The 11,978-nt window shown below is 45.4% G+C and carries 15 protein-coding genes; 7 read left to right on the top strand and 8 right to left on the bottom strand.

All coding sequences use genetic code 11. The features are described from left to right. Window positions 1-493: 493 nt before the first annotated feature. Window positions 494-1,057 carry an FAD-dependent oxidoreductase gene (locus J2Z66_RS42065; protein WP_209980065.1) on the bottom strand — a complete coding sequence of 188 codons (564 nt, stop codon included), beginning with the start codon at window positions 1,055-1,057 and terminating at the stop codon, window positions 494-496. A 359-nt stretch (window positions 1,058-1,416) separates the two neighbouring features. Here J2Z66_RS42065 and J2Z66_RS42070 point away from each other — a divergent pair, with 359 nt between their 5' ends. The 3 genes from J2Z66_RS42070 (at window position 1,417) to J2Z66_RS42080 (ending at window position 2,561) form a co-directional block, all read left to right on the top strand. Further along, a complete protein-coding gene (locus tag J2Z66_RS42070; protein WP_209980042.1) occupies window positions 1,417-1,617 on the top strand; it encodes a cold-shock protein in 201 nt (66 codons plus the stop codon). A 247-nt stretch (window positions 1,618-1,864) separates the two neighbouring features. Further along, window positions 1,865-2,068 (top strand): cold-shock protein, encoded by a 204-nt coding sequence (locus J2Z66_RS42075; protein WP_209980045.1) that lies wholly within the window; start codon window positions 1,865-1,867, stop codon window positions 2,066-2,068. Between the two features lie 100 nt (window positions 2,069-2,168). After that, window positions 2,169-2,561, top strand: coding sequence for an acyl-CoA thioesterase (locus J2Z66_RS42080; RefSeq protein ID WP_209980047.1), 393 nt, complete (start codon window positions 2,169-2,171; stop codon window positions 2,559-2,561). A 50-nt stretch (window positions 2,562-2,611) separates the two neighbouring features. On the opposite strand, the gene J2Z66_RS42085 is transcribed toward J2Z66_RS42080, so the two are convergent. Both J2Z66_RS42085 and J2Z66_RS42090 read right to left on the bottom strand, forming a co-directional pair. After that, window positions 2,612-3,073, bottom strand: coding sequence for a peroxiredoxin (locus J2Z66_RS42085; RefSeq protein WP_209980048.1), 462 nt, complete (start codon window positions 3,071-3,073; stop codon window positions 2,612-2,614). Then, window positions 3,045-3,536, bottom strand: a complete 492-nt coding sequence (locus tag J2Z66_RS42090; RefSeq protein WP_209980050.1) for a MarR family winged helix-turn-helix transcriptional regulator — start codon at window positions 3,534-3,536, stop codon at window positions 3,045-3,047. The genes J2Z66_RS42085 and J2Z66_RS42090 overlap by 29 nt, the downstream gene beginning before the upstream one ends. Before the next feature lie 164 nt (window positions 3,537-3,700). Between J2Z66_RS42090 and J2Z66_RS42095 the strand changes: the two genes are divergently transcribed. Beyond that, complete coding sequence (locus tag J2Z66_RS42095) at window positions 3,701-3,862, top strand: hypothetical protein (RefSeq protein WP_209980051.1); 162 nt, start codon at window positions 3,701-3,703, stop codon at window positions 3,860-3,862. Window positions 3,863-3,948: 86 nt separating this feature from the next. Here the strand turns inward: J2Z66_RS42095 and J2Z66_RS42100 are convergent, their stop codons facing one another. Beyond that, window positions 3,949-4,884: a TRM11 family SAM-dependent methyltransferase gene (locus J2Z66_RS42100; RefSeq protein WP_209980066.1), complete on the bottom strand. Its 936-nt coding sequence runs from the start codon at window positions 4,882-4,884 to the stop codon at window positions 3,949-3,951. A gap of 142 nt (window positions 4,885-5,026) precedes the next feature. Between J2Z66_RS42100 and J2Z66_RS42105 the strand changes: the two genes are divergently transcribed. Together J2Z66_RS42105 and J2Z66_RS42110 are read left to right on the top strand one after the other, a co-directional pair. After that, window positions 5,027-5,704: a response regulator transcription factor gene (locus J2Z66_RS42105; protein ID WP_209980054.1), complete on the top strand. Its 678-nt coding sequence runs from the start codon at window positions 5,027-5,029 to the stop codon at window positions 5,702-5,704. After that, window positions 5,701-7,092, top strand: a complete 1,392-nt coding sequence (locus tag J2Z66_RS42110) for a sensor histidine kinase (RefSeq protein ID WP_245376249.1) — start codon at window positions 5,701-5,703, stop codon at window positions 7,090-7,092. Before J2Z66_RS42105 ends, J2Z66_RS42110 begins: the two co-directional genes overlap by 4 nt. Before the next feature lie 387 nt (window positions 7,093-7,479). Here J2Z66_RS42110 and J2Z66_RS42115 read toward each other — a convergent pair whose 3' ends face one another. The 4 genes from J2Z66_RS42115 to J2Z66_RS42130 all read right to left on the bottom strand — a co-directional run bounded on the left by J2Z66_RS42115 (window position 7,480) and on the right by J2Z66_RS42130 (window position 9,721). Further along, a complete protein-coding gene (locus J2Z66_RS42115) occupies window positions 7,480-7,710 on the bottom strand; it encodes a cold-shock protein (RefSeq protein ID WP_209980055.1) in 231 nt (76 codons plus the stop codon). 96 nt (window positions 7,711-7,806) lie between these two features. Next, entirely contained in the window at window positions 7,807-8,007 is a 201-nt protein-coding gene (locus tag J2Z66_RS42120) for a cold-shock protein (protein WP_209980057.1), read from the bottom strand. A gap of 377 nt (window positions 8,008-8,384) precedes the next feature. Then, on the bottom strand, window positions 8,385-8,702 hold the full coding sequence (locus tag J2Z66_RS42125; RefSeq protein ID WP_209980059.1) for a hydrolase: 318 nt from the start codon (window positions 8,700-8,702) through the stop codon (window positions 8,385-8,387). Between the two features lie 77 nt (window positions 8,703-8,779). Continuing rightward, the gene (locus tag J2Z66_RS42130; RefSeq protein ID WP_209980061.1) at window positions 8,780-9,721 is read right to left on the bottom strand and encodes a M15 family metallopeptidase; all 942 of its coding nucleotides are present in this window, start codon (window positions 9,719-9,721) and stop codon (window positions 8,780-8,782) included. A 272-nt stretch (window positions 9,722-9,993) separates the two neighbouring features. Here J2Z66_RS42130 and J2Z66_RS42135 point away from each other — a divergent pair, with 272 nt between their 5' ends. After that, on the top strand, window positions 9,994-11,748 hold the full coding sequence (locus J2Z66_RS42135) for a stalk domain-containing protein (protein ID WP_209980063.1): 1,755 nt from the start codon (window positions 9,994-9,996) through the stop codon (window positions 11,746-11,748). Window positions 11,749-11,978: the final 230 nt, after the last annotated feature.

An 11,978-nucleotide genomic window follows, 5' to 3' on the forward strand; every position in this document is an offset into this window, starting at 1 on the left:
AAGGGCATTAACTACTTTTAAAAGCACAAGGCCTTTTTTTGCCTTCTAACATCATTTTAGCCAAGGAGTTCAGTTTTATTTTCGTATAAACATCGCTTAAGTGAAGCACATGCTCCATTCGGGGGAAGCGGGCTGCTTACTAGCTGCCACCATCGCTCCTCCCACATCCCTTCCCGCTCAGCTTCAAAGTGCCGAACCAGCCGCGCTTAAACGGACAGCCAGCAGAGGTTGCTTTCCTGAGGGAAAGGGATAGTGGCGATAGTGAAAATCTGAGCTTCCTTTATGATTCCCTTGGAGCATGAATAGCTTGAATAGCAATATTGATTACTTTACCACTGTAAAGCTGCACTGTGTAATTGAAATTTTCCCAGCATCCCCCAACAAATATACCTTCTAAAAACACATAAAAAAGGCTGCCTCGAATATCCCTGGCAGCCTCAACTTGCTATATGCTAATTAAGATTTTGATTAAGATTTCGATTAAAGACTTGGGTTAAGACTTGATTACATCGTGATCCACATAACGCTCACCATTGATTGCGCTAATGATATTAATCGCCACCTTGGCTCCATCACCTGCTGTAATGATCGTGTGCATGCTTACGCCAGCTACTGTTCCAGCCGCCCAGATACCAGCTACATTTGTTTTGCCGCTGCTGTCTGCATCCACTATTGTTTTAATCCTTGGCTCAACACCATCCTTGGTATTCACACCAATTTTTTGGGCAAGTTCAACGGAAAGGCCTGTAGCCAGAATGACATGCTGTGCTTCATAGCTTCCTTCATCTGTTTCAATCTTGAAGCCTTCGCCCGCTTTTTCAATGTTGGTCACTTTGCCTGTGACGAACTCTGCACCAAATTTAGCCGCTTGCTTTTTGCCGATATCAACTAAATCTGGTCCTGCAATTTCTGAAACACCGTAATGATTTTCCAACCAAGCCCGCTTCGTAACACTCTGATCGTTATCTAAGACCAATGTTTTCTTCCCCGATTTAGCAGCGAAAATGGCCGCACTACCTCCAGCTGGACCTGCTCCAATTATAGCTATTTCATACATATCATATACCTCTCCTCTCATTTGGCTTGCCTTCTTATTATGACCCAAAATAAGGGTAAAATAAAGTTGTCCGATTTGCAGGTATTAAAACCCATTTATTCGGATAATATAAAGGATGAATCCAGGCTAAAAACGATTTTGAGCATCCATATATATACCAAATTATTATACATATCTTTGCCCTGGCAGTTGTTAACAGCAGCAAAAATATGCTATAATATAGGAGTTGGCATATATGAAGACCTGAATTCACATATTATAAAGGGTTGATCACATTAGCATCGATTACTCTTTGTAATGTGTGAATTTTTGCTTAAGTGTAAGTTCAACACACAATTTATTTTTGGAGGTTTTTGAAGATGGAAACAGGTACAGTGAAATGGTTTAACGCAGAAAAAGGTTTTGGATTTATCGAAGTTGAAGGCGGCAAGGACGTATTCGTACACTTTAGCGCAATCACCGGCGATGGCTTCAAGTCTTTGGACGAAGGTCAACGCGTTCAATTTAACATTGTTCAAGGCAACCGCGGACCACAAGCTGAGAACGTAGTGAAACTGTAGTCTTTCGTATGCCAAAGAACTGTCCGGATTGGGCAGTTCTTTTTCTTTCATAGCCTGCAACCTCTTAAGTTCAAAGCTCAGGTTCTCAACCCAGAGAACCCGGCATAAACTAATATAGTTGTCGTTTTTATGGCGGAAAATCCGTACATGCCTAGGTCTAAGCTTACACCATGATAGCTTCCACAGATGAGCATACAATTATGCTTGCGAAGAAATTTCCTGTGGATAATTCTAAGGAGGGGTTCATTTGTATTTCTCAAAGAAAAATATGGAGGCCGTCCCAGAAGAACAAACCTCGGTTTGGATGTGCAGTACTGAACATTGTACATGCTGGATGAGAGAAAATTTCTCCTTTGAAGAAAGCCCTATTTGTCCTGTATGTAAATCCGTTATGGTGAAGGATATGAAGATGCTTCCCAACCTTTCCAATTCCAATAAAAAAGGTTCGTAAACCGGGGCAAGGCTTCTTCGCAAGAACAAATAAAAGCACTGACCTCTTGTTGAAGTCGGTGCTTTTGCATGTCTATTACTTTAACTCTCAGGAGGTTCACATGGAATCCACCCTCGATATTATCGTTCGCTCCACCGAAATTGACGTTAACAAGCATGTGAATAATGCCAAGTATTTAGAGTATCTGGAATGGGGACGTGAAGAGTGGTACGAGCAGGCTAACCTGCCCTATGATGCATTTAGTGATATGGGCATTCAGACCGTAACCGTAAACATCCATATTAGCTATAAGCATGAATGCAGGCAAGGCGACAAGCTGCGGGTCTTATGCCGTCCGGAACGGATTGGAAGAAGCAGCTATGTTTTTAAGCAAGAAATCTATAATCAAGAAGACGTCTTGTGCGCTGATGCACTAGTAACTTCCGTAACTATGGATATGGTGACCAGGAAAAGTCGTGAAGCCCCGAAGGAGCTCCGTGTCTTTTTCGAATAATTACCTTCGGGCAGGGGGATTGTCTTTGATCGCCTATTAAGGTCCGTCGGTTAAAGAAGTGCTGCCGAGGTCTCCTGTCCAATGGCTTCCAGAATTTCAAGCGTTGGACGATTTCCTTTACGCGCATAAATAATTTTCCCCGATTTTCCGATGACGAAAACTATACGCTCCTGCATCCCAAGTATGCCAAGAAAAGGCTTGGCAACATCGTATTGCTGCCGAATTTTCTCCTCGGTATCTGAAATCAATGGAAAGTCATATCTATTCTTTTGCACAAATTGCTGATGATCCTCTACCGATCCGGGATTTACACCAAGGACCAAGGTATCATGCTTCTCATATTGGGCTTTGGAGTCCCTTACTGCACATAGCTGCTTCGTACAAACCGGCGTCTCGTTTTTGGGATAAAAAATCAGCACAATCGGTCTTTCCCCCAGGAAATCCCCGAGCTTTATAATGCCCTGCGTGCTTTCAGCTGTGAAATCAGGCGCTTGTTGCCCCACTTTTAGCATAGTTGATCTCCTCCTCTGACGATACATTTATACGATTGACTTGTTGTAGCAAGCTGCGGATTTGCTGGTTCAATTGAACCGCATCCTCGGCCTTCAGTCCGCTGGCACTAAGCAGCGCCTCAGGAATGCACGCAGCCTTCACTTGTAGTGCGGCCCCAGCTTCAGTAATCTGTACCTTTACTATTCGTTCATCTTCTTTGGACCTCTGTCTTTGAAGCAGTCCAGCCACTTCCATACGTTTCAGCATTGGGGTGAGTGTTCCAGAATCCAAATCAAGCACTTCGCAAAGCTCCTTCACTGTACTCTCCTTCTTCTCCCACAGCACCATCATGACCAGATATTGCGGGTAAGTTAAGCCAATCCCATCAAGCAATGGACGATACATACGTGAAATTGATCTCGAGCAAGCATATAAGGAGAAGCACAGCTGACTGTCCAGCTGAAGAGGCTCTTGTTTGTTCATCCGTCTCATTCCCATTTCCTAAAATTTAATTTGACACAATTCAATTGTACCTCGTTATGCATTCTTTGTCAAAGCTTCCCTCCCCTTCTGCAGATGAAACAAAGAATTATCCCCCAGATAAAGAGGCATACTTATAGTTAGACATACGAAGGAGGTGATTCGAAATGGCAAAAAATCAAAACAATGCAGTTGAGCAAGCCTTGAATGCAGCTCAAGCTAATGCCGAAGATCAGCAGGACGCGGAGCAGCTGGAGGAGCTTTCATCCCAGCTAAACAGTTCTGCCCAGAACGCAAACGAGCAGTCCGACAATAATCAAGATGCTTAATAAGAACTGCCTGACTCTTTTATTAAGATGAAATATAGACTGCAGGCGGTGTGTGCCAGCCTTATGCTCACCCCTTCCCTGCAGTCTCACCTACATACGATGATTTGTCTTACGAAGCTTCCTTTCCTTACTGAGCCCCTCTCGGTTATGTTAAACCCGGCAAGCTCAATTGCCGAATCAATCTCTCCCGTTGTGATTATGACAGCCTGAGATGAAAGCCTGCGGGCTGCTTTAAGCATAAGAAGCTGCTCATCCTCCGGCAATACGGAGCACAGGTTATATGGCAAATCAAGGATCACCACATCGTAATCCCCCTCTAGGCTAAGTATATTTCCTTGCGAGACTACTGCAGGCATCTGAAAATGAGCCAAATTAAGGCGTGCCCCCCGAACAGCAAGCGGGTTAATATCATAGCCAACGATATCAATCCCTATTGAAAGAGCCTCTACCAGTACTGTTCCAATACCACAGCAAGGATCAACCGCTTTGATCCCCATCGTATGAGGGACAGCAATATTAGCTATTGCCCTCGCAACCCTTGTGCTTAGTGCTGTAGAATAATGCTGCGGCTTGTTATTATGTTGAAGCCATACAGCTTCATTCTTCGTATAGTCACCGAAATACCAGCGATCCCCAAGCTTTACTGCGCCGAACAACCGCTCTGGCTTACGCATCTCAGCAGTACCCCGAATATGAAGCCCAATTTGGCGTTCAGCATCACGCTGCTCCCTGTAATCCATAGAAGCGGTACAGTCTATACATATGACTTTGAAGGTAGCTCCCTCCAGCTGTATATCCTTTACACGCCCAGCAATTTCCTCTATACTTGCGCCCTCATACAGGATCTCCACACGTGATTTCACATAAGGACTGCGGCTTGCATTTATTTTTAGCGTGCTCATCAAGTAACCCTCATACGGCTCTACGCCAAACAGGCTGCGAAGCTCCAGGTGACAAAGCGATTGTTCCTCGTCATGACAGGCAAAAGTATATATATAATTCGTTTGACTGACTGCATCCAGCAATGAAATTCTCCGCCTTTTTCTATGATATTATCCGTCAGTTGATGCTTCCGGGTGTATTTCGTTTATAATCAGTTTATATAAGTATCCTATAGTCTTAGTATAAGGGCAAATGCAGGAAAGAAAGGCGGTAAAGGCTGCGATGAACAAAATTATGATTGTCGACGACGACCCGCATATTCGCGAGCTGGTGCGAGTACTTTTGCAAAAAGAAGGCTATACGATTGTAGAAGCGGCTGACGGGGAGGAGGCTCTCTCCAAGCTTGCTTCCCTGCAGGTCGATATGGTTATTCTTGATGTTATGATGCCCCGGATGGATGGCTGGCAGCTCTGCAGTGAGCTTAGACAGCATTATGATATGCCGCTGCTTATGCTGACGGCCAAAGGAGAAACCTCGCAGAAGGTCAAGGGCTTTGAGCTCGGCACCGATGACTATCTGGTCAAGCCGTTTGATCCCTTGGAACTCGCAGTCAGAGTGAAGGCACTGCTTAAGCGATACCGGATTGCCGCATCACAGACAGTGCAAATAGGCGACTTACTGCTGAATCATAAAACCTATGAAAGCTCCGTCGGCTCCCATAGCTTTACGCTGCCGCTGAAAGAATTTGAGCTGCTGTTCAAGCTGGCCAGCTATCCCGGCAAAACCTTTTCCCGCGAGCAGTTAATTGAACACATCTGGGGCTATGATTTCGAGGGCAACGAGCGCACGGTGGACGTCCATATCAATCGTCTGCGCGAGCGCTTTCCAGAGGGCCAGCATTCTTTTCGCATCAATACGATTCGGGGGCTCGGATATCGCCTGGAGGTCGTTCCAACATGAAAACATGGCGCCTAATAAGAGGAGTTAGCCTTGTCCTGTTCTCCATGTTTATCTGCTGGAGCGTAGCCTTCCTTATCGTTTCATTACTCTCCGACAATTACAGCAAGCAAAACACTTGGAACAAAATGCTGGAACGCGGCCAAACTGTTGAAGCCTTGAATAAATCGAGCGGCGGCAATACTGACACCCTGATGAAGCAGATCTCTCAGCTTGACCATGACCATCTAGCCTTGTTCGAGCAGGGCGGTCGTGTTCGTTACTATGGAACACAGCCAGAAAAATTTACTGAAGAGCTTGATCAAGCCGATGTCGATTCCGTACTAGCTGGTGAAATAGTAAAGAAAAAGCCATGGCAGCACCCTCTGGAAGCTGGCCTCGCTATTACCGGACAGCTGGTTCAATGGGATGGACAAACCTACGCTCTGTTTCTGATGAAGAGAACACCCAGCATATTTGCGGGCTATTGGAAGCTGACGCTTACACATGTGCTGGCGTTCGTTATCATATTAATTTGCGGGGCACTGCTAGGTCCCAGACAAAAACAAGTTCATCTGCTGAAATCGATGGTCGATGCCATGAGACGTATGGCTAAGGGGGATTTTAACGTCAACCTGGAAACTCACCCGAGATTCAGAGAGTTTGGAGTACTTGTCGAGGGCCTAAATCATATGGCCGTTGAGCTTAGCCAGATGGAAAAAATGCGGCAGGAGTTTATTTCCAACGTATCACATGAAATTCAATCCCCTCTGACCTCCATCAGCGGCTTCTCCAGAGCCCTGCAGAATGAATCGCTCACCTTCGACGAGCGGCTCCATTATCTGGGCATCATCGAAACAGAGAGCTTTCGCTTATCCAAATTGAGCGATAATCTGCTTAAACTGACTTCACTGGAATCCGCCCATCACCCATTCGAGGCCAAAACCTACCGGCTCGACAAGCAGCTGCGGAATATCGTTCTGGCCTGTGAGCCGCAGTGGCAGGACAAGGAGATTGACATGGATATCCATCTGGATGAGCTAAGCCTGGTCGCCGATGAGGATTTGATGAGCCAGGTATGGATCAATCTGATCAACAACAGCATCAAATTCACTCCCCATAAAGGCACAATCGGCATTCATTTACAGCTTCGGGACAAAGTGGCGGAAGTGCGCATATGGGACACAGGAACAGGAATTTCGAAAGAGGACCAGAATCATATCTTTGAGCGCTTTTACAAGGCTGATAAATCGAGGAACAGAAAAAATAGCGGCAGCGGACTAGGTCTTTCTATTGTAAGCAAAATTCTCGATATCCATCACGCCTCCATCCGCGTAGAGAGCGAGCTCGGACATGGCGCAACCTTCATCATACACCTTCCCCTTACACGCCCTGAGGCTGTGCCTCTATAGCAAAGGGATTTAGCATAGGGCGGAGGCGGCTCCTTTAGATCCCTTAGAAGCGGCCAAATGCAGACGAAAGACCGTACACATTTGGCCAGCTTAAACCTGACAACATTGAGACTATGGATTCCAACCCTTCCCCCTTTCAGCTCCAGAAAGAACAAGCCATTTTAAATGGACAACCAGCAATGGTTTCAAGGTTTTCAAAGGTTTCAAAAATCCTCCCTGAGCCTAAGGGATAGTGAACACATGAAAACTTTAGCCTCACATGACATTCCAAAAGCTGCCCCATTACAACCCTAACGCTTTATCGCTGTAAACCAAGAAAGTCACAATATAAAAAAACGCCTCCATTTTACGGAAACGGAGGTCGATTATGCTACTATAAAATTCATCTCACCTAATCGCTACGCCTTTTTTCATGGCCTTCATTTCAACGTTCGTGTTCACAAGCAAAGGCAGCATCTTCTTACTGCTGATCATTGGAGAGAAACACACCCCACAGGTTGGAGCATGCTCAAATGAGAAATTATCGCGCATCCATCCCTTACAACTTTCTGAGCTGCAGGACCAAACCATCGTATCTTCTTCAGGAATGTCTTCTAATGATTTTTTTCGAAAATACATAGTAATCCCCTTCCTTGGATTCCGAACCTTATATGCAGAACTACAAAAAAAAACTACCCTCAACTCAGGTCAAGGGTAGTTCATTTTAAAATTGACTTACAGCTTTACAACGTTCTCAGCTTGTGGTCCGCGGTTGCCTTGAACAACGTTGAATTGAACGTGTTGACCTTCGTCAAGTGATTTAAATCCGTCACCAGTGATTGCGGAGAAATGTACGAATACGTCACTTCCACCTTCAACCTCGATAAATCCAAATCCTTTTTCTGCGTTGAACCATTTAACTGTACCTGTTTGCATGGTATTACCTCCAAAAATAAATTTAACATGTTCCTTTTATTCACAAAGAAAATAAAAATTCACACATTGTAAAGGGTTCCATCGTACAAAATGATAACCTTTTACGATATGTGAATAGGTTTCATATTTACATTTAACAACATCTTACCATACTAAATTCAGTAAAGCAAGCGCTCCTGAATGATTTCCAATACTTTTTTTGTCAGCATCCTGTAGACCCTGGCCCAGCGCTAATTGCCGCTAATTCTTACTCATTTCAAAACATTTTTCCCGATGCTCTGAATGCTTGAATGTGCTCCCCTTGAATCTGCTTCTGCACATTACAGACTGTGCCCCCTAAGGGGAAACACTCCGCTTAGGAATCACAATCTGCCGCGTTATAAATTCATATTGGTTTCATGGAGATGCGCTTTTGTCTCACTGCTCCCCAGTTCGTAAATTAAGCGGTATATTTCTTTTAATTGCATATCATAAGAGATATTCTTAACGTCCTGATCATCCTCCGGAAGCTTCTCATAAGGACTTTTCGCTCTGCCGAGCAGCTGCGTATCTTCACTAACAAGCTGATCAAGCAGCTCTTTAAGATAAGTGATTTCCGCTTCGGTGGCTTCAATTTCGAATTCATGATTGGCACCTTCACCTTGGGGAAGGATCTCCAGATTGCCCACGCTGACCCAATATCGGCTTTTATCCATCACTGAATCTCTCCTTTGCAAAGGGGCTTATCTCTATTCATACCCCGTGGAGAGCAAAAAGAAACAGAGCTTCATCATTACTTTGTAACAGGTATAGTATCTTTAAAATATTCTTCCAGTGTGATTCCCTGCTCCGCTATTTCTTTGGAAATGTCCACTCCAACATAACGGATATGCCATGGCTCGTATTGGTAGCCTGTGATGGATTCTTTCCCTTTGAGATAGCGGACGATAAATCCATGCTCTGCGGCATTCTCAGCCAGCCATTTGGCTTCTTTCGTATCAGCGAAGCAGTCCTCGGCCGCACATTTGCCGGAAATTCCGGAGACGTCCATCACCAGCCCTGTCTGATGCTCACTGAAACCAGGCTTTGCGCTATATTTATTGGCGGCTTCCACACCATCTCTTTTTACATAGTTATTGTAAAGAACCTCCTGTGTTGCTTGTGATCTATAGCCCGATACTCCCGCCAGGCTGACCCCCTCCTCAGTGGCTGCTGCAAAAAGCTTTTCAAGCGCCTCTGCTGCTTCTTTGCGCATTTTGCGTTTTTCCAGCTTTTCCTTAAAAATGAAGGGCACATTTGGCTCCACCAAAGTCTCTGGCTTGTAGCCTGCAGGCAGGCGGAAGCTTTTATTCACTAATACAGCAAGATCCTTCGGATTGGCGACAACCTGAACTGCATCCGGGTCCGCCTGATTTGTGCCGGAGTCACCTTTCCCGTTTCCTTTATCTGGATCTTTCGTTGGTTTAGTACTTGGTTTGGATGTTGGCTTGGTCGTTGGTTTGGTTGTTCCCTTATCCGACGGCTCGGAAGATGGTGTTGAAGCATCTGGGGATTGCTCCGGCTTGTCTGTGCTGCCCCCGTTGCCGCCTGTCGCCGCCGTTGTAGGCCCTGGAGTGCCTGTACCGCCTGGATTAGCAGTATCCGCAGGGTCTCCGCTGCAGCCAGCTAGTAAAACTATCACACTTGCAAACAATAAGAATGAAATAAAGCTAAAACGATTACGGTACTTGCTCATGATTGTTTTTTCCCCCTGAGAATTTACGTTGGCATAGCCTGGTTTTCACAAGCTTCCGCTTATTTGTTGTGTGACCATCTATAACCTAATAGACGCAATGCATACAAATTTAGTTTCAAAACAGGCCTCTAATTACTATACCAAATTATGCTGTATATGAACAAAATAAGTCCAATTCTATTGAATCGCAACCTTTCCCATTCCTACGCGTCTTATCCTTGGGTAACAAAAATAAAGCTCAAGTTCCCAGACAATCAAGAAGGAGTAAACAAATGAAAAAGGCAAAGCACAAAATCGCATTATTTCTATTCACTATTTTTCTTATGAGCTCTCTCACCGCTGCATCCGTACAAGCCGCAACTGCTTCCTCTATGTACGTCCTTTTGTATCTAGACCAGACTACCGCTTTTGTTGGAAAAGAGCAGATCCAGCTCGACACGCCACCTAAAAGCATCAATGGAAAATTGTACGTTCCCACAAAATTTCTGGGAGATGCCCTTGGCTTCCCTGTTGTTTGGGATTCCGCAACCAGCACAGTTGTTATGAAGCCGCCTGGCTACACCATACTGCTGGATACCGGAAAGAAGAAGGTATATGTTAATGGGCAGGAGACCCCCTTTGACTCCGTAGCAACTATTGTGAATGGCAGTCTGCTTGTGAAGGTTACCTGGATTACAGATTATTTGGGAGCTTCCTACACCTACAATACTGAGCTTAAGCGTGTAGAGATTTTGTACACCAAGCCTGCCGCCAGCTCTGCTCCCTCCTATGCACCGCCTGTAGCCAAGTTTATGACCGGGAAATCCGTCTACAAATTGGGAGAGCCTATTACATATGTAAACACGAGCTATGATCCCAACAAAAAGGCGCTCAACAAAAACGAATGGACTGGAAATAAGGAGGCCTTCTTTACACCCGGTACCTATCCGGTCACGCTCCAGGTGACAAATAGCGCTGGTCTGCAAAGCGAAACTTATACACGTAATATTACAGTCAGTGAAGAGCATTATTTAACTGAGCTTGAGTATCCTTTCTACACAACTCCTGTTGGAGGGGTGATCAAGAGCACATGGGAGTATGTCTGGAAGCATTTCACCACCATTCCTGCTCTGCCTGTGGAGGCAACCTCCAGCACAGATCGTACGCTGCTTGTCAGTGACAGTCCTGAGATGATCGAGGAAAAAGGAATTTTGTATCAGGATACGATCAATGGCAAAGCGCGTTTCTACGCCGATCACCTTAACGATACGGATGAAACGCTGATTTTTGCCATCCTGGCCACCAATAACACAGATAAGCCGATTACACTCACCACTACGAACAAAGGCGAAGTTTACCCTTCCATTTATGCCAATTTAATAGGAAGCGTAGCGTCCGTAGATTTCTTGATGAGGGAAACCTACAATGAGAAAATTGTAATCCCTCCGAATGAAACGTATGTGTACTCAAGACTGCCTGATTACTACCCGGGGCAGGGCACCAACTTGATCTACGATGTGGAATCCAGCGGCGAGCTGCAGATCTCCTTCATCGCCAACGATACCTTGACAAAGGATACGCTGAGCACTTTAAAGCCGCTCTTCTCGGATTTGCATGTCCGCGGAACGTTCCCAGTTTCGACTGTAGACTGGAAAGTGGACGGCAGCGGCATAACCAAGCCTTCCAAGCTGGTTATTGGCAACGGGACAACCGATCCCTTCGTGAAGGGCTACGATGCTCTAAAGCAGAAGGAGTCGCTCAACTTTGGCAACTGGGGTGTGGATTACAACATTCATATGGAGAATCCCCCTAGAATGGCTGTTATGGTTATAGGCAAGGGCGGTTATTTCAAAGGCCCCTTCCGGATTAACGATGAAATGATTCAAGTACCAAAATCAGGACTTTTAACCGCCTTTGAAGACATCCAGGTGCTCGCCAAAACGACAGGCAAAGAAAAATCCCTGGATATTGTGTTCACTCCTCCTGCGGGATCTAACTTCCCGGTAGATCTGATCTTCTACCCGCTGGATGATTTGGAAGCTAAGTAAACAGTAAACTTAATGAGATAAACGCCTTGCGGTGTCCTTTGAGGTGCATGTTCGTGACTTGGGTGCGGGGTGCGTTGTAGAGGGAATGGCTGTGGGCTCCAGCCGCTGTTAAAGAGTTGTTCCCTGAATGGTATCGATGAGGAGGTAGGAACAAATCTTTAAAGGCGGACGCTACCGCTCTTCCTCCCACAGCCATTCCCTGATATGAACGTATCTGTCAACTCCGTAAC

Source organism: Paenibacillus eucommiae (genome assembly GCF_017874215.1).
GTDB lineage: Bacteria > Bacillota > Bacilli > Paenibacillales > NBRC-103111 > Paenibacillus_AI > Paenibacillus_AI eucommiae.

Bases quoted from the DNA above. Each gene is read 5' to 3' on its own strand.
- J2Z66_RS42095 (WP_209980051.1), top strand. From the start codon at position 3,701: ATGGCAAAAAATCAAAACAATGCAGTTGAGCAAGCCTTGAATGCAGCT.
- J2Z66_RS42090 (WP_209980050.1), bottom strand. From the start codon at position 3,536: ATGAACAAACAAGAGCCTCTTCAGCTGGACAGTCAGCTGTGCTTCTCC.
- J2Z66_RS42130 (WP_209980061.1), bottom strand. From the start codon at position 9,721: ATGAGCAAGTACCGTAATCGTTTTAGCTTTATTTCATTCTTATTGTTT.
- J2Z66_RS42085 (WP_209980048.1), bottom strand. From the start codon at position 3,073: ATGCTAAAAGTGGGGCAACAAGCGCCTGATTTCACAGCTGAAAGCACG.
- J2Z66_RS42080 (WP_209980047.1), top strand. From the start codon at position 2,169: ATGGAATCCACCCTCGATATTATCGTTCGCTCCACCGAAATTGACGTT.
- J2Z66_RS42115 (WP_209980055.1), bottom strand. From the start codon at position 7,710: ATGTATTTTCGAAAAAAATCATTAGAAGACATTCCTGAAGAAGATACG.
- J2Z66_RS42070 (WP_209980042.1), top strand. From the start codon at position 1,417: ATGGAAACAGGTACAGTGAAATGGTTTAACGCAGAAAAAGGTTTTGGA.
- J2Z66_RS42125 (WP_209980059.1), bottom strand. From the start codon at position 8,702: ATGGATAAAAGCCGATATTGGGTCAGCGTGGGCAATCTGGAGATCCTT.
- J2Z66_RS42120 (WP_209980057.1), bottom strand. From the start codon at position 8,007: ATGCAAACAGGTACAGTTAAATGGTTCAACGCAGAAAAAGGATTTGGA.
- J2Z66_RS42105 (WP_209980054.1), top strand. From the start codon at position 5,027: ATGAACAAAATTATGATTGTCGACGACGACCCGCATATTCGCGAGCTG.
- J2Z66_RS42065 (WP_209980065.1), bottom strand. From the start codon at position 1,057: ATGTATGAAATAGCTATAATTGGAGCAGGTCCAGCTGGAGGTAGTGCG.
- J2Z66_RS42110 (WP_245376249.1), top strand. From the start codon at position 5,701: ATGAAAACATGGCGCCTAATAAGAGGAGTTAGCCTTGTCCTGTTCTCC.
- J2Z66_RS42135 (WP_209980063.1), top strand. From the start codon at position 9,994: ATGAAAAAGGCAAAGCACAAAATCGCATTATTTCTATTCACTATTTTT.